Source organism: Salinisphaera sp. T5B8 (assembly GCF_040361255.1).
Classification (GTDB): domain Bacteria; phylum Pseudomonadota; class Gammaproteobacteria; order Nevskiales; family Salinisphaeraceae; genus Salinisphaera.
The window spans coordinates 43,584-69,764 of record NZ_APNG01000021.1; the positions used below are offsets into that span (position 1 = coordinate 43,584).

Annotated in this window: 25 protein-coding genes; 5 read left to right on the plus strand and 20 right to left on the minus strand. The window is 62.7% G+C overall.

Annotated features, from left to right (window positions below):
- Positions 1-402: 402 nt before the first annotated feature.
- The 13 genes from T5B8_RS16440 to T5B8_RS16500 form a co-directional block, all read right to left on the minus strand.
- On the minus strand, positions 403-1,221 hold the full coding sequence (locus T5B8_RS16440; RefSeq protein ID WP_353180492.1) for an ABC transporter substrate-binding protein: 819 nt from the start codon (positions 1,219-1,221) through the stop codon (positions 403-405).
- A 3-nt stretch (positions 1,222-1,224) separates the two neighbouring features.
- Entirely contained in the window at positions 1,225-2,871 is a 1,647-nt protein-coding gene (locus T5B8_RS16445) for an amino acid ABC transporter permease/ATP-binding protein (protein WP_353180494.1), read from the minus strand.
- A 279-nt stretch (positions 2,872-3,150) separates the two neighbouring features.
- Complete coding sequence (locus T5B8_RS16450; RefSeq protein WP_353180496.1) at positions 3,151-4,041, minus strand: glycine betaine ABC transporter substrate-binding protein; 891 nt, start codon at positions 4,039-4,041, stop codon at positions 3,151-3,153.
- 45 nt (positions 4,042-4,086) lie between these two features.
- Positions 4,087-4,911: a phytanoyl-CoA dioxygenase family protein gene (locus T5B8_RS16455; RefSeq protein ID WP_353180498.1), complete on the minus strand. Its 825-nt coding sequence runs from the start codon at positions 4,909-4,911 to the stop codon at positions 4,087-4,089.
- Positions 4,912-4,996: 85 nt separating this feature from the next.
- Positions 4,997-6,109, minus strand: a complete 1,113-nt coding sequence (locus tag T5B8_RS16460; RefSeq protein ID WP_353180500.1) for an oxamate carbamoyltransferase subunit AllG family protein — start codon at positions 6,107-6,109, stop codon at positions 4,997-4,999.
- An 8-nt stretch (positions 6,110-6,117) separates the two neighbouring features.
- Entirely contained in the window at positions 6,118-6,750 is a 633-nt protein-coding gene (locus T5B8_RS16465; protein ID WP_353180502.1) for an SRPBCC family protein, read from the minus strand.
- Positions 6,740-7,258, minus strand: coding sequence for a (2Fe-2S)-binding protein (locus T5B8_RS16470; RefSeq protein WP_353180504.1), 519 nt, complete (start codon positions 7,256-7,258; stop codon positions 6,740-6,742). The genes T5B8_RS16465 and T5B8_RS16470 overlap by 11 nt, the downstream gene beginning before the upstream one ends.
- Positions 7,255-8,070 carry an FAD binding domain-containing protein gene (locus T5B8_RS16475; protein ID WP_353180506.1) on the minus strand — a complete coding sequence of 272 codons (816 nt, stop codon included), beginning with the start codon at positions 8,068-8,070 and terminating at the stop codon, positions 7,255-7,257. The genes T5B8_RS16470 and T5B8_RS16475 overlap by 4 nt, the downstream gene beginning before the upstream one ends.
- Entirely contained in the window at positions 8,057-10,414 is a 2,358-nt protein-coding gene (locus T5B8_RS16480; RefSeq protein WP_353180508.1) for a xanthine dehydrogenase family protein molybdopterin-binding subunit, read from the minus strand. The genes T5B8_RS16475 and T5B8_RS16480 overlap by 14 nt, the downstream gene beginning before the upstream one ends.
- Positions 10,411-11,685, minus strand: coding sequence for an amidohydrolase/deacetylase family metallohydrolase (locus T5B8_RS16485; protein WP_353180509.1), 1,275 nt, complete (start codon positions 11,683-11,685; stop codon positions 10,411-10,413). The genes T5B8_RS16480 and T5B8_RS16485 overlap by 4 nt, the downstream gene beginning before the upstream one ends.
- A 422-nt stretch (positions 11,686-12,107) precedes the next feature.
- A complete protein-coding gene (locus tag T5B8_RS16490; protein ID WP_353180511.1) occupies positions 12,108-12,608 on the minus strand; it encodes a MarR family winged helix-turn-helix transcriptional regulator in 501 nt (166 codons plus the stop codon).
- Positions 12,609-12,737: 129 nt separating this feature from the next.
- Positions 12,738-13,139, minus strand: a complete 402-nt coding sequence (gene hpxZ, locus T5B8_RS16495) for an oxalurate catabolism protein HpxZ (protein WP_353180513.1) — start codon at positions 13,137-13,139, stop codon at positions 12,738-12,740.
- Complete coding sequence (locus T5B8_RS16500) at positions 13,136-14,353, minus strand: amidase (RefSeq protein WP_353180515.1); 1,218 nt, start codon at positions 14,351-14,353, stop codon at positions 13,136-13,138. Before T5B8_RS16500 ends, hpxZ begins: the two co-directional genes overlap by 4 nt.
- Before the next feature lie 342 nt (positions 14,354-14,695).
- On the opposite strand from T5B8_RS16500, the gene T5B8_RS16505 reads away from it, so the two are divergent.
- From T5B8_RS16505 to T5B8_RS16520, 4 genes are all read left to right on the plus strand, one after another.
- Positions 14,696-16,279 (plus strand): gamma-glutamyltransferase family protein, encoded by a 1,584-nt coding sequence (locus T5B8_RS16505; RefSeq protein WP_353180516.1) that lies wholly within the window; start codon positions 14,696-14,698, stop codon positions 16,277-16,279.
- Positions 16,280-16,343: 64 nt separating this feature from the next.
- A complete protein-coding gene (gene murI / locus T5B8_RS16510; protein WP_353180518.1) occupies positions 16,344-17,189 on the plus strand; it encodes a glutamate racemase in 846 nt (281 codons plus the stop codon).
- Positions 17,190-17,552: 363 nt separating this feature from the next.
- Entirely contained in the window at positions 17,553-18,611 is a 1,059-nt protein-coding gene (locus T5B8_RS16515; protein ID WP_353180520.1) for a ferredoxin reductase, read from the plus strand.
- A 50-nt stretch (positions 18,612-18,661) separates the two neighbouring features.
- Positions 18,662-19,834, plus strand: coding sequence for a fatty acid desaturase family protein (locus T5B8_RS16520; protein WP_353180521.1), 1,173 nt, complete (start codon positions 18,662-18,664; stop codon positions 19,832-19,834).
- Positions 19,835-19,927: 93 nt separating this feature from the next.
- Here the strand turns inward: T5B8_RS16520 and T5B8_RS16525 are convergent, their stop codons facing one another.
- The 4 genes from T5B8_RS16525 to T5B8_RS16540 form a co-directional block, all read right to left on the minus strand.
- The gene (locus T5B8_RS16525) at positions 19,928-21,391 is read right to left on the minus strand and encodes a sodium:solute symporter family protein (protein WP_353180522.1); all 1,464 of its coding nucleotides are present in this window, start codon (positions 21,389-21,391) and stop codon (positions 19,928-19,930) included.
- Positions 21,388-21,615: a hypothetical protein gene (locus tag T5B8_RS16530; protein WP_353180524.1), complete on the minus strand. Its 228-nt coding sequence runs from the start codon at positions 21,613-21,615 to the stop codon at positions 21,388-21,390. Before T5B8_RS16530 ends, T5B8_RS16525 begins: the two co-directional genes overlap by 4 nt.
- A 60-nt stretch (positions 21,616-21,675) precedes the next feature.
- Positions 21,676-22,854 (minus strand): amidohydrolase, encoded by a 1,179-nt coding sequence (locus T5B8_RS16535; RefSeq protein ID WP_353180526.1) that lies wholly within the window; start codon positions 22,852-22,854, stop codon positions 21,676-21,678.
- A gap of 207 nt (positions 22,855-23,061) precedes the next feature.
- On the minus strand, positions 23,062-23,736 hold the full coding sequence (locus T5B8_RS16540; protein ID WP_502950808.1) for an NADPH-dependent F420 reductase: 675 nt from the start codon (positions 23,734-23,736) through the stop codon (positions 23,062-23,064).
- 78 nt (positions 23,737-23,814) lie between these two features.
- On the opposite strand from T5B8_RS16540, the gene T5B8_RS16545 reads away from it, so the two are divergent.
- Positions 23,815-24,720 carry a LysR family transcriptional regulator gene (locus T5B8_RS16545; protein ID WP_353180528.1) on the plus strand — a complete coding sequence of 302 codons (906 nt, stop codon included), beginning with the start codon at positions 23,815-23,817 and terminating at the stop codon, positions 24,718-24,720.
- 95 nt (positions 24,721-24,815) lie between these two features.
- Here T5B8_RS16545 and T5B8_RS16550 read toward each other — a convergent pair whose 3' ends face one another.
- Genes T5B8_RS16550 through T5B8_RS16560 form a run of 3 tightly spaced genes read right to left on the minus strand, consistent with a single transcriptional unit; the run spans position 24,816 to position 26,144 of the window.
- The gene (locus T5B8_RS16550; RefSeq protein WP_353180529.1) at positions 24,816-25,325 is read right to left on the minus strand and encodes a hypothetical protein; all 510 of its coding nucleotides are present in this window, start codon (positions 25,323-25,325) and stop codon (positions 24,816-24,818) included.
- A 5-nt stretch (positions 25,326-25,330) separates the two neighbouring features.
- Positions 25,331-25,615: a polymorphic toxin type 44 domain-containing protein gene (locus T5B8_RS16555; RefSeq protein ID WP_353180530.1), complete on the minus strand. Its 285-nt coding sequence runs from the start codon at positions 25,613-25,615 to the stop codon at positions 25,331-25,333.
- Positions 25,616-25,652: 37 nt separating this feature from the next.
- A complete protein-coding gene (locus tag T5B8_RS16560) occupies positions 25,653-26,144 on the minus strand; it encodes a hypothetical protein (protein ID WP_353180531.1) in 492 nt (163 codons plus the stop codon).
- Between the last annotated feature and the right edge of the window lie 37 nt (positions 26,145-26,181).

Here is a 26,181-nt window from a genome sequence, read left to right on the forward strand (position 1 = left end):
CGCTTCGCGTTCATGTGCGAACAACCTGCGTCGTCTATCCGCACCATTGGGCCGCCACCTGAGTACGAACACGCCTGTCACACAATCTGCGTCATCTGCGGAATCTGCGGTTCCTGCCTTCAAAGAAAGGAACGGTCCGCGAATGAACGCTAATAAACGCGAATAGAAAACGTGATGCGGACACGGCCTGCCTTCAAGGCTGCAGCTTTTCGGCGTTTGCCCGGTTGAATTCCAGCCCCCGGCTCGAAGCGACCTGTATACATTCGCGTTCATTGGCGGACAACCGGCTTGACCGAGCAGTGCAGCCGACTGCGTTTCAATCCTGATCCAGAATGCAAAAGGCAGATACCGGCGGGTGCCGATATCTGCCTTTCGTGGGCCGACGGCCCAGCGGAACGGCTTTTAGTCGTCGGTCTTGATCAACGCCTCGACCGGGATATCCCACTTCCTGGCGTGCTCGTCGGCGGTACCCGAACTCATGTACCAGGCCATGTCTTCCTTGATGTCGGCGGCGAAATCGCTGTCCTTGCGAAGTGCGATACCCACCTTGGTGGTGTTCGGGTCGCGAAAGGCGATCTCGAACTTGCCTTCGTTCTGGCTCTGGGCATAAGCCAGCGTGGTCAGCGTTTCCAGGATGCCGGACAGGCGGCCGTTGGCCAGCTGCGGGATTTCCTGGGCGACCGACGGGTAGGACTTGGGCTGGATCGCCGGCTTGCCCTGCGATTCACAATGCTTTTCGCTGGCTGCGGTCACGGCATCCATTTCCGGCGCGCTGCCGGTGAGAATGCCGATATTCTTGCCGCACATGGCGTCGTAGCTGGTCAGCGTGTCCGCATCGTCGGCACGCACCATGACGGCAAAGCCGTTCTCGATGTAGTTGATGAAATCCACGCTTTTACGCCGTTCGGCGGTGTTGTAGATATCGGACACCACCATATCCACGCGCCCACTCTTGAGCGATGGCAGCAGGCCGTTGAAAGCACTCGTCTTGAGTTCATAGTCCCAGCCGCCGTGTTCGGACATCGCCTCGATCATGTCCATCTCGAAGCCGATCACCTTGGATGTATCGTCGGGATCGCGATAGCTCAGCGGCGGGAAGTCCGCCGAGGTAGCAATCGTGTAGGAATCGCCGTCGGCAGCGAATGCCGGCGCCGTGGTAACGACCGCGGCCAGCAGGGCCGATACGGTCATCAGTTTCTTGAAGGGTGTGGTCTCGGTCATGGCTCATGCCTCTCGGGTTTTGGATGATCTGCCTTCGGAACGTTGCTCGATGAGATGCACGAAGTTCTTCGTGCGCGGGTTGTCGGGCGCGTTGAAGACGTCTTCGGGCGCGCCGTGCTGAACGATCTCGCCGTTTTCCATGAACACGACCTTGTCGGCCCAGTCGCGGGCGAACACGATCTCGTGACTGACCACGACCATGGTCATGCCGGATTCGGCGAGCTTGCGCATGAGGTCGAGCACCTCGTTGACCAGCTCGGGGTCAAGCGCGGACGTGGGCTCGTCGAACAACAGCAGCTTGGGACGCGTGGCAACCGCGCGAATGATGGCGATACGCTGCTGCTGGCCGCCGGAGAGCTGATGCGGGTAGTGGTTTTCGTATTCGGCCAGGCCCGCCCAGGCCAGCAGCTCGCGGGCCTCGGCCCGGGCCTGTTCGCGTTGGGTGCCGTGGACACGTACCGGCGCTTCGATGATGTTTTCGAGCACGGTCAGGTGGTCGAACAGATTGAAATGCTGAAAGACCATGCCGACGCCGACCTTGGCGCGAGAGCGCGCCGCATCGCGCAGCGGTACGGGGCGACCGGCCGATGAGCGATAGCCCACGAACTGGCCACCCACGGTGATCTCGCCGTCGTCGACGGTTTCCAGCCGGTTGATCGTGCGCAGCAGCGTGGTCTTGCCGGAGCCGCTGGGCCCGATCAGAAACACCACCTCGCCCGGAAAGATATTGAACGACACATCGCGCAGCACGCGTTTGCCGTGGAAGGATTTCGATACCTTGTTGATCACCACGTACGGCCGGCGCGGGCCGGCGCCGGGCTTGCCGGCTTTGCTGGCCAGCGCCCGCCCCGGGTTCAGGAATTTCTGCAGCGCCGGTGCTTCGCTGTCGATTGGCTTGTCGTCGTGCCCCGCACCCGCCGGTGCCGTCGCGCCGGTGAGCGGATTCTCGCCGCGTTCGCGCCCGGCCTGTGCAGCGCGTGCAATGGCATGCCCGCGTCGTTCGAGATCGAGATGACGTTCGAGATAATTCTGGGCCAGTGCAATCAGCGTGGTGGCGGCCAAATAGAGCACGCCGGCCGCCAGGAAGACCTCGACATATTCGAAATTGGTCGAAACCACCTGCTCACTGCTGAGCGTGAGTTCCTGCACGGTGATCACCGAAGCCAGCGACGTATGCTTGACGATGACCATGCCTTCATTGGCCATGGCCGGCGCGATCGAGCGCATCGCCTGCGGCATGATCACGCGATACATGATCTGCCACGAGGTAAGCCCCAACGCACTGGCGGCATCGCGCTGGGTTTTCTTGATCGACTGCAGACCGCCGCGGATGATCTCCGACATGAAGGCGATCTCGTTGAGCATCAGCCCGAGCACGGCCGTCCAGAAGGCACTGAGGCCCAGGCCGATCAACGGCAGCACGTTGTACCAGAACAACAACTGCAACAGGATCGGCGTACCACGCATGACCCAGATATAGGGAATGGGCAGCAGCCGCACGATCCTGTAGTGCGACAGGCGCATCATCGCCATACCCAGCGAAAACGGCAGCGCCGCCGCGAAGGCAATCACGGCGATGATCATGGCCGTTTTCAGCCCTTCCCATAGCAACGGCAGGGTCAGGTAATGCAGAAATGCGCTGGCGTCCATCGAGCCCTCTGTTTGGTGTCGCGCGCCGCCGCCACGGGGTGGCGTCAGAAAACGCGACAAACGGTTGTCGTGCCGCGCTCGGCGCCGGTCAGGCCGGCTGCCGATGGCGGTGTCTGATGGCCGCGGCAAATGCTGCAGCGCAGCATTTGCCGATCGTTACCCATGCAACGACTTCGGCCTTGCGTTAAAAAAGCGGGCCCGCGCCGCCCCCGCGGCGCAGCCCGCTACCCCCTAAACGGGTTGCCGACCGGCGCCTGCCCAGGCGCCGGCTCGGTTTGGTTAGCCTGCCTCGGCGAACCAGGATTTGATCTCGGCTTCGTGCGTATTCATGTAGTCGTCGATGGCGGTGTTGATGCCGTCTTCCTGTGCCGCCATCATGGCGCGCTGCAGCTCGTCGAGCGGGAAGTTCATGTTCGTGAAGAACGTGGCGATTTCCGGGTAGTCCGTCTTGAAGCCCTTGCGCACCAGCGCATCCACATGCTGGGGATTGCCCAGCATCTGCTTGGGCTCATCGAGAAAACGCAGATCCCAGCGGCCGAAGATCCAGTGCGGTGTCCACACCGTGGCCACGATCCATTCCTTGCGTTTGATCGCCCGGGCCAGTGCCGCGGTCATGGCCGCATCGCTGGAGGCGACGAGCCGGTAGTCTTTAAGGTCGTAGGCGGACAGCATTTTCTGCGAGATCTGCATTTCGCCGGCGCCCGGGTCGATACCCTGAATGCGCCCCTTGAGCTTGGCGCGGACCTCGGGCTTGTTCAGATCCGCGATCGAGCCGAGCTCGGATTCCGGCACATAGGCGGGTACCGCCCAGCCCATCTGGGCACCGCTGTACAGCGGGCCGAGATCGTCGACATCGTCCTTCACGCGTTGCCAGTAATCGGCATGCGTGTCCGGCAGCCAGGCCATGAGCATGCCGTCCAGACTGCCCTCGGCCACGCCCTGGTACTGCACGGCGATATTGGCCATGCGCAGGGTTACCTCGTAGTCGCTGTACTTCTCGATGGCACGTTCGGCCAGCTTGGTGACGAACTCCGTGTCCGCCCAGGCGGTCCACCCGATCACGATTTCCTGGTCGGCCGGGTCGTCGCTCTGGGCTGCGCCGGCGCTCGCGCACCAGGGCAGGATGAGTAGAAGAGCGATGCCCGCCCAATACGATTTACGCGTGTTCATGTAATTCCCCAAGTCCGGATTATTGAATTGATGAGCGTTGACGAATCAGGCGTGTTTGGCGGCCTGCTTGGTGACCTCGGGGTTCTGGTAGCTCTCCCAGATCTGGCGCAGATAGGCCATGCATTGCTCGTCGAGCACGCGCTGGGGCACCGGATCGCTGTCCCAGTGGCCATGGCGATCCTCGCCACGAACGAGCATTGCGCTACGCCGCCCGAGCGTGGAAACCACATGGGCCGGCATATAGAAAAAGGCGATACCCACGCGCCGCTGATCGGTGTGGTTGCCGCGCGAGCCGTGCACGGTGCGCTCGTGGTGCAACGAGAACTGGCCCGCGCGCAATGCCATCTCGACCGCGTCTTCTTCTTTGAGCCCGCGGATGGTCTGGCCGCGGGAGAGCAGATTCTTCGGGTCGTAGGTTTCGTCGTGATCGAAATCCTGGCCGCGGTGTGAGCCGGGCAGCACGTTCAGGCAGCCGTTGTCGGGCGTGGCATCGGTCAGGGCCAGCCAGGCGGTGATTTCCTGATGCGGATCGAGACCGTAATAGGCCGAATCCTGGTGCCAGGACACGAAGCGATCGTCCTGCTCGCGCTTGGCGAACAAGGACGAGCCGAACAACAGAATGTCCGGCCCGATCAGCGATTCCACCGCATCGAGAATCGCCGGGTTACAGGCCAGGTCGACGATCCACGGGGCGGCCAGATGGGCCTTGATCTTGAGATATTTCTGCGGGTCGGTCTTGAGCTCGGTTTCCATCTCCTCGAGCTTGGCCAGACAGTCGGCTGCCTGTCCGGTTGTCAACGCATCGAGTGGATAGAGATATCCCTGCTTTTCAAAGTGCTGAATCTGTTCGGTGCTAAGGCTGTTCGACATGGTTAGGCTCCGGATACAGTGGGTTGCAGAAACGCTTCGGCATGGCATAGCGCCCCATCCGCGCAGGCGCCGCGTCGGGCATGACTCAAGTGACCGTGGTTCGGGCGGATTGAAAAAGCGACACGTCCGGTTCGTAGAATCCACGCCCGGCCAGACCGCCCGCGCGTGCGGCGCTGACCATGGCCAGATGCACCAGCGGCGAACGCCCACTGGCAGCGATGCGATGACGACACACCAGACCGATGTCGTCGGTCACCGCGGCGGCGCGCTCGGGCCAGTCGGCCGGCAACAGCGCGTCCCAGGCCTGACTCAGGGCCGGGACAAACCCCAGCGCCTGGCCGCCGAGGCCGCAAAAATCGATCACCGGGCTGTCGCCGACCGCGCCGATCACGGGCACGTCTTCGCAGCCCGGCAGGCGGGGACCGATCGGTGCCGTGGCGGCGCACGTACGCCAGTGGCGTTCACCAGCAAAACGCACCCCGAAGACCGCTCCATTGCCGCCGACCGCCGCGATCGAGCCGCCGTTTGCCTGCATCGCCCAGGCGCTGGCGGCCATGAGCATGGGCAACACGAAATTGGCGTTGGCGGCGATCGTTTCGCCATAGGCGGCGGGCAGATCACCCAGCGCTGCCAGCAGCTGGGCGTTGGCCTCGCCCGTGCGGGCATGGCATTCGTCGCCTGCCTGCAGCGACGCGTCGATCCAGTCGCGTACCGCTAACGGCGTAGCGGCCAGACGTGCTCCCAGCTGATCGAAAGCCCAGTCCGCCTGTTCGTGCAGATGGCGCACGCAGACAGCATCCGCCGAGCCGAAACGCAGCGCCGGTGGCACGCTTTCGGCGATCGGGGCCAGCACCTCGTGACGGTCGTCGCCCACCCGCCAGACGGGCATGGCGCTCGATACCACCTGGGCCAGCGGCGTAACCACGCCATGATCCTGCGCCGGCACCAGCCGCACAGCCCCGGTGTCGATGGCGTCGGCGGCCGCATCCACGTGCTTGCCGGCATAGACCAGGGCATGAATCGCCGCGTTTCGTATCGGCTGAGACAGCACGCGACCATCCAGCGGCGGGCCGGCGTGCAGCAAGACGTCGTCGCCCAGCGCCGGCTTCATATCGCCCAGCCGTGCCACGCCGCGCAGACAGGCGCCGTCGAAAAGCGTGGCGAGCTGCGCGCGCTTGGCGTCGAGCGGGATTGGCATGACGGCATTCATGCGGCTGACTTGCCCAACAGCCGGCGCCACCAATTCACGATCATCCGCCAGACCAGGCTCAGTGCATTGACCGAGCTGGTATCGACGGATTTCAGGCGTGCGCGGCCCGGTGTCTGTGCAACGTCGTTCGCCGCATGCTTGGCCGGGGCCTGCGTGTCGCCGGCCGCGTCCTCGGCCGAAGCTTCGGGTTGCAGCGCCTGCTGCAGGTTGTCGGCAAAGTCGCGGGTGAGCTGATCGGCCAGCGCCTTGACAATACCCTCGCGGCTGAACTGGGCCAGCTTGCCGGTAATCGAGAACGACACGCTCAACTCGACCGCGGTCGTTGCGCCTTCCTCGATCACGGCAAAGGCGGCTTCGCCTTTTACCCGGCTATTGCTCTTGCGATCGGTGCCGCGCCCCTGCAGCGCGCCGCTGCGGGTCGCGTCGTCGAGGCTCAAATCGCCCTCGCCGGCAAAAGCGGCCGCGATCGGGCCCAACTTGACCTGAAAGGTGAGCTTGAGGTGATTGCCCTCGACCGGTTCGCGTAGCGTCGCGCCCGGCAGGCAATCCACCAGCAACGCCGGATCCTGAAAGGCCTGCCAGACGTCGGCGGCCGGCGCATCGATGGTAAAGCGTTGATTAAGATCCATCGGAACTCTCTTGCGGATAGGTTTCGAGCACGTGCTGAATCGCCCGCACGATGCCGCGATAGCCGGTACAGCGGCACAGATTGCCGGCCAGTTCTTCGCGGATACGGGCTTCGTCGGCGTGCGGCAGGCGCTGCACGATGTCGCGCGCGGTGATCAGCATCCCGGGCGTGCAATAGCCGCACTGCAGGGCATGTTCCTGGCTGAAGGCTTGGCGCAGGGCCGCGGTCAGGGCGTCGTCTTCGAAGGCTTCCAGGGTGCGGATCTGGCGGCCTTCGAAACGCGCGGCCGATTGCAGACAGGAACGCTGCGGCACGCCATCGATCTCGACCGTGCAGGCGCCGCACACGCCCTGTTCGCACCCCAGATGGGTGGCGGTCAGCCCGCAATGCTCACGCAGCACATCGGCCAGATGGGTACGCGCTTCGGCATTGATCTCGCGCGGCTGGCCATTCACGTCCAGCCGAAACGTCACCGTGTTGCTTTCAGGAAACTCCAGCGACTGGCTCATGCGACACCTCGCATATCGGCGAGCACATCCGCCAGCAGCCCGCCATGCAGTGCACGCCGGTGGCCGGCAAGCGCCAGTGTTTCGTCGTCGAGCAACGCGGCCTGGGCCGCGGGTGCGGCCAGTTCGTCGAACAGGCCGGCGCGTTCGACGACCACCGGCGCGCCGTCGAGGGCCGAGAACACCAACCGTTCGACCCCCGTGGCCGGATCGGCCACACCGCTGACGATCGCCAGCGCGAATTCGCCGGTCTTGCGACAGAACTTGCGATAGGACCAGCGCGCGCGATCGCCCAGCGCCGGGATATGGATCGCGATCAGCACTTCATCCTCGGCGAGCACGGTTTCGAAGGCCGAGGTCATGAAATCGCGCGCCGCGACCCTGCGCGCCCCCTGTGCCCCCTGGACCTCGAATGTAGCCCCCAGGGCGGCCGTGGCCGCGATCCAGTCCGCAGCAGGATCGGCATGGCAAAGGCTGCCGCCAATGGTGCCGCTGTTTCGTACCGCCCGGTAGGCGATCCCGGCGGCCACATGGGCCAGCATGCCGGTGGTCGCGTCGTCGTAGCGGCCGTCTTCGAGGGCGGCATGGGTGACCAGCGCGCCAATGACCATCGTCTGGTCTTCGCGGCGGATGCCCTTGAGCGCCTCCAGTCTCGCGATATCGACCACACATTCCGGCTGCGCCAGACGCAGATTGAGCATCGCGCCCAGCGACTGTCCGCCGGCAATCGGTTTGGCAAACGCCTCGGCCTGAAGTGCTTCGATCGCGCCGGCAATATCGGCCACGCGTTCGATACGGTAATCAATGGCTTTCATGGGCCGCCTCCAATGCCGCAATCACCCGCTCGGGCGAAATCGGCACGCTATGAATCTCGGCCCCCAGGCCCGCCAGCGCATCGTTGACCGCATTGGCAATCGCCGCGGGCGGGGCAATCGCCCCGCCTTCGCCGATGCCTTTCTGGCCGAAACTGCTGAACGGGCTCGGCGTCTGCATGTGCTCGATACGCAGCGGCGGCATCTCGGCCGCGCCCGGCACCATGTAATCGGCCAGCGTCGACGCCAGGGGCTGGGCTTCGTCGTCGAACGGCATTTCTTCGTAGAGCGCGGTGCCAATGCCCTGGGCGAGCCCGCCGATCAGCTGGCCTTCGACCACCATCGGATTGATCAGCACGCCGCCGTCTTCGCAGATGGCGTAGTCGAGCAGCGTGACCGCGCCGGTGACGGTATCCACCTCGACCGCGCAGGCATGGGTCGCATAGCTGAACGTGCCCATGTCCGGACGCATCTTGTAGCCTGCGACGAGCCCCAGCCCGGCCGGGTCCACGTCGTCGGGCAGTCGCTGGGGCGCGCGATACCAGGTATGCGCGATCTCGACGAGGGTGATCGAGCGGCTGCCGTCAGCCGTGGCGACGGCGCCGTTTTTAAACACCAGATCGTCGGCCGCTACATTGAGCAGGTGCGCGGCCAGATATCGCAGGCGATCGGCGAGTTTTTCGCACGCCGCAGCGACCGCGCCGCCGGACATCACGGCATTGCGCGAGCCCCAGGTGCCGGTCGAATACGGCGAGCCATCGGTATCGCCATGCCTGATGCGAACATGTTGCGGGTCGATACCGAGCACGGTGTGGGCGACCTGTGCCATGGTCGTTTCCATGCTCTGGCCGTGCGAATGCGCACCCAGATAGAGTTCGAGAATGCCGTCGGTGGTCACCCGCGCATTGCATTGCTCGTAGCCGGGCACCATGGGAATGCCCCAACCGTGATAGACCGAGGTGCCGTGCGCGCCCTGCTCGCAGAACGTCGCCAGACCCAGGCCGATACGCTTGCGACCCGTGGCTTCGGCCTGGCGCGCACGCCAGCCGCTCCAGTCGAGCGCTTCGACGGCGCGCTGCATGCAGGCGATATAGTCGCCCGAGTCGAACAGCTTGTTCGTGATGTTCGTGTACGGCATGTCGTCGGCGCCGACGAGACTGCGTTCGCGTAGCTCGTACGGCTCGATGCCCAGTTCGCGGGCGGCGATATCGAGCATGACTTCGAGCGCGAAACACACCCCGGTGCGGGCGACGCCGCGATAGGGCAGGATCGGCGGCTTGTTGGTCGCCGCCGAGCGCGTATGACAGCGGTAGCTGTCCATCTTGTACGGGCCCGGCAAGATCGAGCCGATCTGCGCAGCTTCCAGACAGGCCGAAAACGGATAGGACGAATAGGCACCGGAATCGACGATCGCATCGCAATCGATACCGGCCAGGCGGCCGCTGCGGTCGACATGTACGGTGATGTCGTAGGCGTGCTCGCGGCAGTTGGCGTTGGCCGATAGATGCTCGTTTCGATCCTCGATCCAGCGGATGGGCCGATCGAGCTGCATCGCCAGCCACGCGCAACAGATTTCCTCGGGTAGCAGAATGCCCTTGTAGCCAAAGCCACCGCCGACATCGGGCGAGACCACACGGACCTGGCCCTCATCCAGGCCCAGGCATTCGGCCAGGCCGGTACGGTTGATATGCGGCATCTGCGCCGCGCTGGTCATCTCCAGCCGGCCGAGCCGGTGGTCCCAGTAACAGACCACGCCCCGGCCTTCCAGCGGCACCTGGCATTGACGCGAGGTAGACAACGACCGGCGCAGACTGACCACGTCGTCAGCCATTGCGGCCGCGTTGTCGACCTGTGTTTCGAGAAAGACGTTGCTATCCCAGTGGGCGTGCAGCTTGCCTTCGGCGCTGCCATTGGCCGCGGCATGCATGTCCGACACGACCGGCAGGTCTTCGTAGTCGACGAATACCTGCTCGGCCAAATCCTCGGCCCGGGCACGGCTGGGCGCGACACACATCGCCACCATCTCGCCGACGAAACGTACCTTGTCCTTGGCCAGCGGATACTGCTCGGAGACCTGAAATCCGGGCAGCTTGGAAGCGGCCACGATCGGCTTCACGCCGGCCATATCGGCCATCGTGTAGACCAGCGATTCCCAGCCGTCGGGTTTTTCGATTTCCACGATCCGGGCATGGGCAACCGGGGCACGCACGAAGGCCACGTCCAGCATGCTGGGCATGCGGATATCGGCCACGAACTGACCGCGACCGGCCAGAAAGCGCGCATCTTCCTTGCGCGCCAACCGCGCGCCGATGCCCTTGGCCTGGGTGTCGGGTGGGGCGCCGGTCATGCCGAGGCAGCTTGGGCCGGCGCGAACTGCGGCAGCGTGGGCGCATCGGCATCGAAGCGCTCGCCGGCCCGCAGACAGAACCGCGGGGTGAGCATGCGCTCGGCGGTCACGCGATGATCTTCGTTATCGCGCAGCGTCCACTGGCCGCGCTCATCGTTGAGCACCGAGACATCCGCAACCGCGCCCGGCTTGAGATGGCCGATGTCGTCGGCCATGCCGAGCATTGTCGCGGCGTTCGAGGTGACCATCGGCACGACCTGATCGAGCGTGAGCCCGAGCGCGAGCATGCTGGTCATCGCCGAGGTCAGCGAAAAGCGCACCGCCCCGGCGAACATGTGATCGCCCTCTTCGGGGTCGGAGTGCACATCCGGCGTGCCGGGCGGCGGCGCTACTCGGGTGTTGTAACCGTGCATGTCGGCGCCGAGCGTATTGGGCACGATGCCGGCATCGAGCACCTTGCGCGCGACATCGAAGCTGAAGTGTGAGCCGTGGCCCACGTCGATCTTCACGCCCTTGTCGAGCACATCGCGAATGAGGCCGTGCACCTGGCCGTGCTTGTCCACGAAACCGCCGGGATGGCGGGTAAACGGGTGGGCGAGCACATCGCCTGGTTTGACCAGTTCGAGCACGCTCGGAAAGATCGTGTCCGGGTCGATATCCATCGGGTCTTCGGGCGACGGCCAGAGCTGACCGAAATGCAGATAGACCGGCATACGCGACTGGCGCCCGATCTGGGCGGCGAGCTTGATCACGTCCATGCCCCAGCGCTGGAAACCGCCCAGCTCCGCATGCGCCTTGATACCCTTAACCAGATCGGGGTTGGCCTCGACCGCCTTCGCGGTGGCATCGATATCCAGACATTCCGGCTGATAGAGCTGCGGGTAGTAGTGGCCTTCCAGCCCGCCGACGAGATAGGCCGAGATGAAGGCGAGCACGCGCGTTTTGGCCGGCTCGGCGATGAAGTGCCGAAACCCGGGCAGTGTCATGCAGCTCGGCCCGCCCTGATCGACCAGCGTGGTGACCCCCGAACGCACACCCACCATGTCGGGATCGAGACCGAAGCGTCCGGTCACATAACGATAAATATGGGCGTGGGTATCGATCATGCCCGGCAGCACGAGATTGCCGCTGCAGTCGATGACGTCGGCATCCGAGGCATAGGGCGCGTTCAGGCCGGTAACGATACCGTTCTGTATGACCAGGTCGGCCTGCTCATCCGTGCCCGTTGCCGGGTCCACGACCCGACCGCCCTTCAACACCGTCGTCGACATTCTGGCTCCTTGCCTGCGTAATCTGCGATAGCCAGAACAGCGCAAGGCTTGTGCCAAATGACCACGTTGCATACAACGTAAATTATGCAACCGACTGTTCAACAATATTTAAATTATTTAACCATTAAGTGGTACACCCCTCACTTGCCACGAAAACCGTATCCGAAATGTCGTCGATCAATGCGCTAAAACAACGCCGCTGCACCAGCATGGGGGAACTATGTGGTGCACCTCGTATTTTTTACTAGACTCAAAATCAGATGATTTCTCGGGCGGGGAGCGCGCATGAGGCTACCCGCGCCTCGCGGCCAGCGGCTGCGTTGAAAACAGCGGCTCGAGCCCGCTGTTTGGCGACCGGATCAGGAACACGCGCTCACGTGCTGCCACCCACGAAGCGGCAGACGACGCTTCGAAATTGCCTGCTAACGCAGGCGGAAAGGCACCGTGCCCAGCTCGTTATTGGCTTCGACCAGGCGTGCCAGATACCACACGAACAGGTCACGATCAGGGCCTTCCAGGGCTTCGACCGTGCGTTCGTGGGCGCGTTGTACGGCGGCGGTCATCTGCTGCACGTGATCGCACCCTGCGCGGGTCGCACGGGTCAGGCGAACACGCCCGTCTTGTGGGCTCTGACGGCGTTCGACCAGGCCACGCTGCTCGAGCCGACGCAGCACCTCGCCCACGCTGGTGCGCTCGAGCCCGATCTCGTGGGCCAGGGTCATCTGGTCCATTTCGCCATGCTCGGCCAGCGCGGTGAGCACGCTGTATTGGACCGGGGTGATATTGAAGCCTTCGGTTTCCTTGGTGAACAAGGCGCTATGAATCTGGTGCAACCGGCGAATGAGAAAGCCGGGTCGAACCAGTAGCGGCGAGCGCGCTTCGAACTCGGCGAGTTCCTGGGCAACGTCGAGAGGATCGGGCATGGCAGGCAGGCTCGCGTAGGACGAATGAGCTCGACACGCGCCTGCCCGACCACCTGTGACGCCGGGTCGAATGGGCGCGAATCGCCGGACGGGCGCACAGACAGCGCCAACCGGCGTTTTACACACCCGTTAATTCTTTGGCAATACAGATACGTGTGCCGACACGACCCGCCAGCCGACATCGAAGCGCACCCAGCACTGGCTTTGCCGGCCGATGGTTACGCCGTTTTCATGCGCGCGCTCGAACTCGATACTCGCCGTGGCGAAATCCTCGCCAAAGGTGGTAATCGCGATCCGTCGTATGCGCCGGTCGAGATTGGCCGGATTGCGCGCCCGGCGAAATGCCTGGATCTCGTCGTGCCCATAGAGCATTTCGGTCGCCCCGTAGCGCACCGTGTGTTCGCTGTCCCAGAACAGCGTATCCAGCATCTCGACATCGTTGCCGGTTAGCGCGGCCTCGTAACGCATGAGCGCGTCCGTGACTTCGGCCACCACATCGCGGCGATTGACCTGTTCGGGCGACTGACTCATAGCGGCGCCCGCCCGGGCGGTATCGGGGCCTGCGGACATACCCGGCCGGCCAGTTCGATCAGGCGCATATCGCCATTGCGGCGCGTCATGATCGACAGGCCCAACGGCAGGCCGTCTTTCATCGTCAGCGGCAGACTCATCTGCGGCAACCCGGCCAGCCCCGCACTGCACAGCAACGACATCGCCTGCGAGCGGTAGGTGGTTTCCAGTGACGCGTCGGTTTCGCCGCGCGGCGGCGCGGGCCGCGGTGTCGTGGGCAGCACCACGACATCGTCTTCGCCGATCAGGTTAGCCAGCCGGGCCACGATGTCGGCGCGATGGACCCTCGCCTTGCGCAGCGCGCCGGCATCGATCCGCGCGGCCTGGGCCATGCGTTCGCGCACGCCGGGACCGAGCGTGGGGCGGGTCTGCGTGACCCAGTCGCCGAGCGCGTCCCAGACGTCCGCAGCCTGGAGGATACGAAAGGTTTCGAACCAGCAGGCCAGGCCATCATCGGCCAGGCGAATCGTTTGTATTTCATCGGCTTGTGCCGCGATCGTGTCAATGGCCGGTGTCAATGCATCGGCGATGTCTGCCTCTACCGCCTCGAAGGCATCGGCGGCGATCAATACCCGCTTGAACGCCCCGCTTTCCCGGGCATCCGGCAGGAGCACGCGGCCCACCCGCGCAAAGATATCCGCGTCGCGAGCGAACCAGCCGATGCAATCGAACGCTCGGGCAAAGCGCAGCAGTCCGGGCGTGGGCACACGGCCGTGGGTGGTTCGCAGGCCCAGCAAACCACAATAGCTCGACGGCACACGCACCGAACCGCCGCAATCCGTGCCCAGCGCAAAGTCCACCAGCCCGGCACAAACGGCCGCGGCCGAGCCGCTCGACGAACCGCCACTCAAGCGATCCAGCCCCCAGCTGTTCTTCGGCGCGCCATAGTGGCTATTGTCGCCGGTGAGCGAATAACACAGTTCGTCTGAAATCGTACGCCCAACGAGTTGGGCGCCCGCCGCAAGCAGACGCGTGATGCAATCGGCATGGGTTTGCGCGGGCGCATGCGTGGCCAGCCACTGCGGCTGGCCAAAGCCGGTGCGCGTACCGGCGATATCGAAGACGTCCTTGGCCGCAAACCGCAAACCGTCGAGCACGCCATCGCCGGTAGGCGCCAGCGCGGCCGGGTTGTCGCGACAGAAGGCATCGACCGGATCGTCGACCCGTGCACTCATCGCCGCGCCACCGGTACGCGGTCGTTCGATGCGCCGGTGGCTCCGCTGGAATATGGTTTCGAGACGGCCTTTTCCATGACGCACTCCCTGCATCGCGATACGCTCAATTGAACGTGCCGTTGTATGCAACGTGTATGCCATGTAATTATCTGGCGCGGGCAACGTTGGCGCCGCTTGCAAGCTTACGTGATCGGGCCGTAACGCGACCCAGACTTACGGGCGGTATGGCGGCGTATTGCAGCCGCAAAAGTGCTGCCAAGCCTTTGAAAATAAAAGTTGGAAGAGCGCCGGCGTTCGTTTTGCATGCCGGACGCCTAATCACAGTGATCGAGAACGCTATCCATGCTGCAAACCGCGAAAGGCCGTTACGGCTGTGTTACCGCCCCCCACCTCTCAGCCGCGCTGGCCGGCCGCGATGTGCTGGCTGCCGGCGGCAGCGCGATCGAGGCCATGGTCGCGAGCGCGGCCACGATCGCCGTGGTCTATCCGCATATGAACTCGATCGGCGGTGACGGCTTCTGGCTGATCAAGAAGCCCGGCCAGGCACCGATCGGTATTTCGGCGTGCGGGCGCGCCGCTGCGCTTGCCACGCCGGACTGGTATGCCGAGCGCGGCCATCACGCAACCATTCCGGCCCGCGGCGCCGAGGCCGCATTGACCGCCCCGGCAACCATCGCCGGCTGGCAGACCGCGCTCGACCAGGTCGAACGCGAACCGATGGCGCTGGGCACACTGCTCGCACCCGCTATCGCCCATGCCCGGGACGGCTTCGTGACCACCGGCAATCAGGCTAGCTGTACCGCGGCCAAGGCCGACGACCTACGCGACGTGCCTGGGTTTGCGCAAGTCTTTATGCCCGGCGGCAGCGCACCGCGCGAGGGCGATATCTTCTATCAGCCGGCCCTGGCCAATACGCTGGAAACCCTGGCCCGCGAGGGCTTGAACAGCTATTACAGCGGTTCGCTGGCAGCGACCCATGCAGCATATCTCGAGGCCATGGGCTCGCCACTGCGTGCATCCGACCTGGCCCGGTGCGCCGCCGATGTCGTTGCGCCGCTGTCCACCCAACTTTCGGTGGGCACGGTCTACAACATGCCGCCGCCCACGCAGGGCGTGTCGTCGTTGATGATTCTGGCCCTGTTCGACCGCCTGAAAGTCGCCGAGGCCGAGGGCTTCGATCATCTGCACGGACTCATCGAGGCCACCAAGCAGGCATTTCTGATTCGAAACGCCGAACTGGGCGACCCCGACCATATGCACCGCCCGGCCGAATCATGGCTGGAGGCCGCCCATCTCGATGACCTGCATGCGGCAATCGACCCGCGCAAGGCCCTGGAATGGCCCTATGAAGCCAAGGCCGGCGATACCATCTGGATGGGCGCGACCGATGCCGACGGCACCATGGTGAGCTTCATTCAGAGCGTGTTCTGGGAACACGGCTCGGGGCTGACCTGCCCGGACACCGGCGTGACGTTCCAGAACCGCGGAGCCGGCTTTTCGCTGACACCCGGCGCCAATCAGCTGGCCCCCGGCAAGCGCCCGTTCCATACCCTCAACCCCGCCATGGCCGAACTCGAGGACGGCCGGCTGATGGCCTACGGCACGATGGGCGGCGAAGGCCAGCCCCAGACCCAGGCCGCCGTATTCTCGCGCTATGCGATGTACGGCCAGGGCCTGCAACGCGCGGTCACCGCCCCGCGCTGGCTGCTCGGCAAGACCTGGGGCGATGCCACCACCAGCCTCAAGCTGGAAAACCGCTTCGACCCGGCCCTGATCGACGCACTCATCGCCAGCGGTCACGAGGTGGAAATAATCGAGGCTTTCTCGGATCTGGCCGGCCATGCCGGTGCGGTGGTTCGCCACCCGGCCGGCTATTGCGAAGGCGCAAGCGATCCCCGGGCGGACGGCGGAGCCGTTACGCTCTAGGTACCCACGGCGCGCCACACGACCATGCCAGAATAGCGGGCTTTCACCGGCAGGTCGCACAGGCATGGCAGGGCGCCCTATTCTGGTATTCGACTCCGGCATCGGCGGGTTGACGGTGCTGCGCGAGATTCGGCGCGTACTGCCCGAACAGCGCTTCGTCTATGTCGCCGATGATGCCGGCTTTCCCTATGGCGACTGGGACGAGGCGCGCCTGCGCGAACGCCTGATCGGCCTGATCGGCGAACTGCTGACCGCCTATACACCGGCGATCGTGGTCATTGCCTGCAACACGGCGGCCACGCTCGCGCTCGCGGATCTACGCGCGGCTTATCCCGAGGCCTGCTTCGTCGGCACGGTACCGGCCATCAAACCGGCCGCCGAACAAAGCCGTTCCGGTCTGATTTCGGTTCTGGCTACGCCGGCCACCATCCAACGCGCCTATACCCGCCACCTCATCGATACCTTCGCTGCCCACTGCGAACTCACGCTGGTGGGCAGCCGCCATCTTGCACGCCTGGCCGAGGCCCATGTGCGCGATGGCGCCTGCGACCGCGATATGATTCGTGGCGAGATCGCGCCCTGTTTCGTCGAAAAGGCGCAGCAAAAAACGGATATCGTGGTACTCGCCTGTACCCATTACCCGTTGCTGGCTGACTTGTTCAAACAGCTTGCGCCGTGGCCGGTTTTCTGGCTCGACCCGGCCCCGGCGATCGCCCGACACGTATTCAACATCGCTCGGACGGTGCCCCGTGATCGCCCCACGCTTGCCTGGCCTAACGACAGGCCAACCGATTGGGCCGTATTCACAGCCGGTGCCCCTGAGGCGCCTGTCGAACGACTCATGCAGCAATTCGGTCTGGTCAGCGACAACACATACACGGCGACCCAGCGCGGCGAGTTCGCGCGGTAACGGCGTTTACCGTGATATGAGGCGCTGGATTTTCGAACGATTCGCCGCCCTTTAAAAGTCGTAAGAACAATTCATTACGACTATTTCGGCACGAACACGCGTAACGGCGACTTCAAGGCGCCCATATCTAAACCGCTGGTTTACCGACATAAATCTTAAAAGAAAACATTTAGCAAATTCAGGCGCCCGGCTTTAAAGACGTTTTCGCCCTGCGACTACGATACGTCGGCCGTGCCCGGGCCGAGTTGCGGCCCCGTATCTGAAACAAAACGGCTGTGCTACAACGAACCCAAACCAGAATAAGCAGTCGAGGCGGCCAACCCGCCCAACGATTGCAACGGCCACGCCGTGAGAGGAGAACCCATGAAGCCGATCGTCAAGAAGGTGTTGCAAAGCTCTTTGGCCGAGTCGTTGACCACGCCCTTGTCGGTCGACCATTACCTGGGGCTGATCGACAGCAAGCTCTCGGTCAACGAACCGCGTGGGCGTATCGCTGATATCGAGCGCCAGACCGAAGACAGCGTGACCCTGACGATCGACCCGAACGACAACTGGATCACACCGCGTCCGGGCCAGCATATTCTCTTCGGTATCGATCTCGACGGCGTTCGCTACCGCCGCTGTTTTTCGATCGCCAGTGCCGCCCGCGACAAGCGCGTGGAAATCACGGTCAAACGCAATGGCGACGGCGTGGTGAGCAATTTCCTGGTCGACCACGCCAAAGCCGGTCAGCTGGTCTATCTCAGCCACCCGGAAGGCGAGTTCTATCCCAATGTCGAACCGCCGGCCAAGGCATTTCTGCTGAGCGCGGGCAGCGGCATCACGCCGGTGATGAGCATTCTGCGCTCCTGGATCGATAAAGATGAGCTGCCGGACGTGGTGTTCATGCACTACGCCAGCACCGATGAAGACATGATCTATACCGGCGAGGTCGAAGCGCTGGCCAAAGACCATGACGCGCTGAAGCTGATCGTCCGCTATACCCAGGAGCACGGTCGTATCGATGGCGAAACGCTCGATCGCGATGTGCCCGAGCTTGGCGAACGCATGACCTGGCTATGCGGGCCATCGGGCTTCATGGACGCGGCCGAGTCTTTGCTCGACTCGCGCACGACCAAACCCATCTTTCGCGAGCAGTTCGAGGCCAGCCGCCGCGAAGCCGCCCAGGGCGAAGGCGAAGTTCATTTCATCAAGTCCGACGTGGCGGCCTCCGGCGATGAAGGCTCACTGCTGGAAGTGGCCGAAAGCGCCGGGCTGAACCCGCCCTACGGCTGTCGCATGGGCATCTGCCATAGCTGCAAATGTCGTGTCAGCGAGGGCACGGTTCGCGATCTGCGCAACAACGAAGTGCGCGAGATCCGCGATACCGACATCCAGATCTGTATCCATGCCGCGGCGGGCGACGTCGCGCTGGAAATCTAACAGGCGTTCTCGACGCAAGAACGTCGTCATATCCACCCGAGGAGCACACCATGGGCCGACCGACACATTTAAGCGACGCCGACGTCGAACAACTCGGCGCCGAGCTCGACGCGCTGCGCGATGAAGTCATGAACAGCTTGGGCGAAGAAGACGCCCGTTATATCTATCGCGTGCTCAATACCCAGCGGTTTTCCGAAGTCGCGGGCCGCGCATTGCTATTCGCGGGCATTTTCCCACCCGCCTGGCTGGCAGGTACGGCGTTGCTATCCGTCTCCAAAATTCTGGAGAACATGGAGATCGGCCATAACGCGATGCACGGCCAGTGGGACTGGATGCACGACCCAGCACTGGATTCGGCTACCTACGACTGGGACAACACCTGCCCCGGCCGACAATGGAAGCACTCGCACAACTACATGCACCACACCTATACCAATATCGTGGGCATGGATCGCGATGTGGGCTACTCGATCCTGCGCATGAGCGAAGAACAGAGATGGAACCCGGCGTTCCTGTTTCAGCCGTTCTATGTGCTCGTACTCGCCGCCTTGTTCCAGTGGGGCGTAGCCCTGCACGATCTCGAATGGGAGCGCCTGGGCAAGGACAAGAGCTATGCCGAGGCGCTATCGCAGGGCCGCGATATCTGGCGCAAGGTCCGCCGGCAGGTGCTCAAGGACTACGTGCTGTTCCCGGTACTGGCCGGCCCGATGGCGCCGTTCGTGTTCTCCGGCAATCTGGTGGCTAACCTTAACCGGAACCTGTGGTCGTTCACGATTATCTTCTGCGGTCATTTCACCGAACAGGCCGAGATGTTCCGTATCGAAGAAACCGAAAGTGAAACCCAGGGCGAGTGGTATCTGCGCCAGATGCTCGCCTCGTCGAACGTCACCGGTTCCAAGTTCTTTCATATCATGGGCGGCCATTTGGGCTACCAGATCGAGCATCATCTATTTCCGGATATGCCCTCGAATCGGTACCGTCAGATCGGGCCCAAGGTCGAGGCGATCGCCAAGCGCTACCACCTCAACTACAACACCGGCCCGTTATCCAAACAGCTCGGCGGTGTGGCCAAGCGAATCGTGCGCATGGCGCTGCCGCATCGGCGCAAGCGCAAGGGCCCCATGCCCTCGAGCATCCACCACGAACGCCCGGCCGCCAAGACCCAGGCCAAGCGACGCTCGCAGGTCAACGGCTCCGCCTCCGCTGCAGCGGCCGCGCACTAGAACGAAGCGCTGGCCGGCCGAATTGGCCAGATATGTAGGCGGCGCACTACCTTGAAGTAGCGCGCCGCCTGCGAACGCTATCAGCAACCAAGGTTAGGCGTTGCGATATTCCGCCGCGAGCGCCGCATCGACCGGCTTGGTCATGAGGCTCACGGCCACGAACACCGCGATGTTGCACAACAGGCCGACCAGGCCCGCGTTCATGTCCCAGGGCGTGGCGTCGGCCACGATCTGGTAGTAGTAGTTGACGCCAATGCCGACCACCATTCCGCTGATCGCGCCCGCTGCAGTGCCGCGTTTCCAGATCAATGCACCATAGACCGCCGGCACGAACTGGGCGATCGAGCCATAGGCACCGACCAGCAAGGCAATGATCCCGGCCGCGCCGAAGATCGACAGCCAGTACGCTGCCGCGCCGATACCGACCACGGCCAGGCGCATGATCCAAATCTGGGCGCGTTCGGACAGATCGGGCTTGAGCGCCCGACAGATATCGCGCCCGAAGGACACCGAACCGCCGTGGGTAATCGCATCCGACGACGACATGGCCGCCGCCAGCGAGCCGGCGCCGATCAGGCCATACAGCCAGCCGCTGGCACCCAGCTCATTGGTGATGAGATACGGCAGCAGTTCATCGGAGCTACCGAGCGCATCCGGGGCCACCACGCCGATACCGGCATAGCCGACGAACAGCACCGGCACCAGAAAGATACCGAACAGCGGAAAAGCCAGGGTCGTGAGCTTGATGCGTTTTTCCGTCGTCGTATACGACTTGGTGAACAGATGCGGCCACATCAGAAAGCCCAGGGCCGACACCAGAATCACGGAGAAAAACGCCATGGCCGACATGGGCGAGCCGTCACGGCCAATGGTCAAAAAATCCGGCTGCGCGTCGTTGATGGCCGAGAACATGTCGCTCGGCCCGTCGTGCAGCGTATTCACCAGATAGAAACCCACTGCCCAGGCAACAATCAGCATGAGCGCGCCCTGCAGCACGTCGCTCCAGGCTGCGCCGCGCACGCCGGAACTGGCGACGTAGATCACAACGATCCCGTAGGCCAGCAACGCACCGAACCAGTAGGGAATCACGCCTTCGGTGAGAATGCTGAAGATGAAGGCCATGCCCTTGATCTGCAGCGTAAGGTACTGAATGAAGGCCAGTACCGAGATCACGCCGATCAATACCGTCAGCGCACGCGAGCGATAGCGATCGCCTACGAACTCGCCTAGGGTGACGAAGTTCTTGCGTGCGCCGATCCGCCCGACCTTGGGGCCGAGTACGTACCAGGGCAGGATGCCGAGCGCCAGATAGGCCGGCACGAAATACGCCGCCGCGCCCTGCGAGAACGCCATCCCTGGCCCGCCCAGAAAGGCAAAGGCACTGAACACTGTGCCGCCCATCATGAACCAGACCACGATAAAGCCCAGCCCACGGTCGGCCACGGCATATTCCGATACCGACCAGAACGAGCGCTTGCGCCCCGCGAGCAGCCCCAGCGCGAAGGCGATGACCAGATAGACCAGCATCGCGCCGAGGGCGAACATCCAGTTGCTCATGTCTTGCCCCCGCGGCCATGCTCATAGAGGTAGAAACACAGAACGGCCACGAACGCGGCCAACTCCACCAGCACAATCCAGAACAGGTTGAACGGCAGGCCGAACACCAGCGGCTCCACGCGATCCGCAAAGGTGAACACCGGCACCGTCATGAGCGTGAAGGCCGCGATTAAAAACAGGATATAGGCGCCGGTCGCGCTGTGACGCTTCGGTGTGTCTTCCATGATGCTCCCTGGTATGAAGGGCCCGACAGATCCCAATGCATTCGGCCGAGCCGCGCTCGATTACGCCGCCTGCGCGAGCGTATCCCGCGCCAGCTGTACGAACAGCGCGATGCCGGACGCCATGATGCGATCGTTGAAGTCGTAGGCCGGGTGATGCAGCCCGTGGGTATGCGCCTCGTCCCCCGAACCGACGTGGATATAGGCGCCCGGGCACACATCCAGCATGTAGGAGAAATCCTCGCCGCCCATGCACGGCGGATAGTTCGCCGCCAGAGCGGACTCGCCGAACGTCGAGGCGATGGCTGCCCGCGCAGTAGCCGTCGGGCCGGCGTGGTTATAGGTCACGCTGAACTTGTCTTCGATGGATACGTCGATCGTCGCGCCGTAGTTCGTTTCCAAGCCCGTGCAGATCGCACGCAGGCGTTCGCGGAGTTTCTCGCGCGTGTCGTTATCGAGTGCGCGCAACGTGCCCGACAAACGCGCGGTATCCGGGATCACCGCGAAACCGGCCAGATCGCCGGCCTGAATGGAACACAGGCTGAGCACCGCCGGTGCCAGCGGATCAATATCCCGGCCGACGATGGCATGGGCCTGGGTGATCAAGTCGCCAGCGATACGTACCGGATCGATACAGCCATGCGGATTGAGCCCGCCATGGCCGCCGCGACCGTGAATGGTGATGTCCACCCGATCACCGCCCGCCATGATCGGGCCTTCGATCAGCCCGAACTGGCCAATCGGCAAGGCCGGCCAGTTGTGCAGCGCATACACCGTATCCATCGGATAACGCTCGAACAGACCATCGGCGATCATGGCGCTCGCCCCGCCCACGCCTTCTTCGGCAGGCTGGAAGATGAAGTAGACCGTGCCCGCGAAATCCCGATGGGTCACGAAATGCTCGACCGCGCCCAGCAGCATCGTCGTATGGCCATCGTGGCCGCAGGCATGCATGCGCCCGTCCACCTTAGAAGCATGGGCCACACCGCTGGTTTCATGAATGGGCAACGCATCCATATCGGCGCGCAGCCCGACCCGCACCGAGCCGCCCGGCTGGTCGCCCTGCACCCAGGCCACGATCCCGGTCACGCCGATACCGCGTTCATATTCCACGCCCAGCTCGTCCAACCGAGCACACACCCGATTCGAAGTCGCCTGTTCCCCAAAACCCAACTCCGGGTTTTCGTGCAGGGCATGACGCAAGGCCACTAAATGCGTTGGCGCGTCGTCGAACATGGGCATACGCTCGCTCTTTAGCTGGATAGACCCGCAAAATAGCAAACGCCGGCGACTATTTCAGCATGCAGCTTTTGGTAAGTCGCTGCTGTCGCAGTGGTTATCGCAGCCGCGCACTTCCAGCAGCCCGGCTTCGGCAACCCGTGTTACCCGCCCTCGTGGCGCCCCCTGAGCGCGGAAAAAGACGCCGGCCCGACCGCGTGGACGAATAGGTCAGGCGTTGTTTCGATACCAGCTATTGTGCGGCAACTCCTGGCCACGCTCGGCCTGGGCGAGTTTGGCCACCAGTTCGGCCTGATTGAGCGGAATACAGTAGGCGGGCATGGCACGCTCGAAGCGCCAGCTCTCATGCAGCGGCCCCGCGTCGACCGCCTCGAAACCGATATCGGCATGTAGTTCGGCCACACGCGCTTTGGCACGGGCATCGTCGCCAGCTATCGGTAATGCCCTCCTGCCTTCGACCATCGGTCGCTGCTCCCGAGGCAGGTCAATAGCCAGTATCGCATTGAACGCCTTGACCCAGATCGCCCCCGGCACATGACGCGCTGCCCATTCGCTGGTGGTCGTCTCGAATGCATCCAGTTCCGCGATCCGCCCGTCACGCGCCGGGTAATAGTTCATCGTATCCACGACGATCTTGTCGCGTAGCGCGGCCACCGGCAGATCGCCTGCCGCGATCAATGGCACCGCCACGATCACGACCTCACCGAATAGCGCGGCCTGTTCAGGGGTCGCAATCCGGACGCCGTCGATGTCGATACGTTCGGGCCGGCGCGCACTCACCGCCACCTCATGCCCGGCCTCGCGAAACAGCCGCGCCAGATTTCCGCCGATGTTGCCGGCCCCGATAATCCCGATTCTCATCTCGATCACACTTGTTGAGGGAATGACGAGATGATCGTAATTACACACTGAAGGGATCAGAATAGCGCAATCGCTATGAACACTTGAAAGCGAGCGTTTCGAATGGATCGATTGACCAGTCTCAGAGTGTTTCTTCGCACCATCGATCTGGGCTCGTTTTCGGCGGCGGCCCGCGATCTCGGCATGTCGCCCCAGATGGCCGGCAAGCATGTGGATGCACTCGAAGCCGGCTTTGGCACCGCGCTACTGCACCGCTCGACCCGACGGTTGAGCCTTACCGAGGCCGGGCGTATCTGTGCCGAAGGGGCCAGACGCACGCTGGATGCCGTCAACGCCATGGACGCCTCGGTCGAAAACCTAACGGACCTGCCGCACGGCCGCCTGCGGGTCACAGCACCGGCGAGTCTGGGGCGGTGTCGTATCGTGCCCAACCTGCCCACCTTCGAAGCCGCCTATCCGGATATCACACTCGAACTCACCCTGACCGACCGCGTGGTCGATCTCACCGGTGAAGGCTTCGATATCGCCCTACGCATCGGCGACCTGCGCGACTCGGAACTCGCGGTACGCGGGCTCGCCCCATTTCGTATCGCCGCATTCGCCTCGCCCGGCTACGTAAAGGAATATGGCCTGCCAAGCCATCCCAGCGAACTCGAACAGCACCGCTGCCTGAACTACGTGTTCGACGCCTACCCGGCGCCCGATCTCTGGGTCTTCACCCAGGGCGATCAGCAGATCAAAATCAGTCCGCACGAAGCTATCGCCATCAACGACGCCACATCGCTCATCGAGCTCGCCCTGCGCGACGCGGGGGTGGTGATGACCGGCGAAATGAACGTGGCCGACCACGTCGCCGCCGGCACACTACTCCGCCTGTTCCCCGACTACACCAGTGTTTCGCGTCCGCTCAATCTGCTGTTTCACCGGCGTCGCGCCGTAGCGCCACGCGAACGGGTTTTTATCGACTGGGTGGTCAATCTCCTCGGCGCTTCATCAACTCCGGAGTGATAGGCGGCAAGTCGGACATCACGCCATCGCGATGTCTTTTAGCAGGACACACATCGGCGTAATCAATGTATCTTATAACCGGAGAATTAGCGTTGTTAATGGAATGTAAATAAATACCAACAGTCTCGACGGCAACCGGGATTGGCGATCACCGTTCCTTGATTGCTTTTCTCATCGTAAGCCGAATTTGTCGGCTCACCATATCTCTTGGTGAAACCATCAGACTGCCCAGCGAAAACAAACCCCGTCGCATGGTCGTAAATTTGCGATGCAAGCAACTTTTTATTATCCGCCCCACCTCTTTCGCACCTCAAAATAACGAAACCAGCGCTCCTTAACGATTCTGATATCGATAAGGCAATATCTCTCCGCACCCCACCATCAGAGTGCTCCACGGTATAACTACCGTCTGATTCAATTCTAGCTAAACCAGGAAACTCCAAGCAGTAATTAGATATTTTCTCGATTTCTTCATATTTTTTACTAAACGTAGCGCGAACATCCGATAGCTCGCGTCCAGGCTTCTCGTCGTCAGCACCGCTGCAGCCCATTAGCGCTGCAGCGAGGAGAACGTTAAACAGGCACAAAGAACGAATATTTAGCATTGCCTTTAGCATCCAGAACAGCTATCCCATCCATTCATTACGTTAACGCTGCCCCCAGGGTTGTCGCCCCACCCAAACCCGTTCTTGGTCAAATCTCGCACTACCGAATTAGGCAGGGTGGAGCCACCAAAGCTTATCCACATTATCTCGACACCAGGCATTGCTTGCATCTTGCTACCGCCGACTTGCATAAAAGCTTGGTAGAAGCCTGCTCCAGCAACAATTTTCCCCAACGTCAAGCCGTGAGCGCGTGCAACGTAACCAAAATGGAAGTTCCCGAACTCGTCCATAAGATGTGGACCTATATTTTTGAACGGTGGTTTAGACTTAATAATCCCAAGGCCCGCCACTCTTCACATGGTCAATAAAACCCAAGAAGCTCATATGGGCCGCTTCATCCGCGTTGCTCGCAAGGTCGATATTGGCAGCTTTAAGAATTTCCCCATAACGCTTTTCGATTTCTGAGCGATGCATTTCGTCATTTAAAGCGCGCGAAAAAGCTCCAGTTATAGTGCTATTACTGAACTTCCCGCCGGATAGCTCAGAAGCTGTCCCTCCAACTACAGCTGCAGCGAAAATACGGGCCTGGCTTGAACTGATATTTATTAGCCCACCTGGCTCGAATGCCGGACCAAAAGCACGAGTCAAACCAGCCGCATAAAAACCCAACGCAAAACTTCCACCCTGCAAATCACTCGATATACCGCCAATAGCGCCATGCAATACGACCATGCCAGCATAGTGCGCGCCAATCGCTGAAGCCGAAGCACCTTGCCCGGGCGCTGTCACTTTACCAAGCGCACCGGCTCGAATAAGCAACACCCTTTCTGTAAATTCGCGATCCTAACGCTGGCGT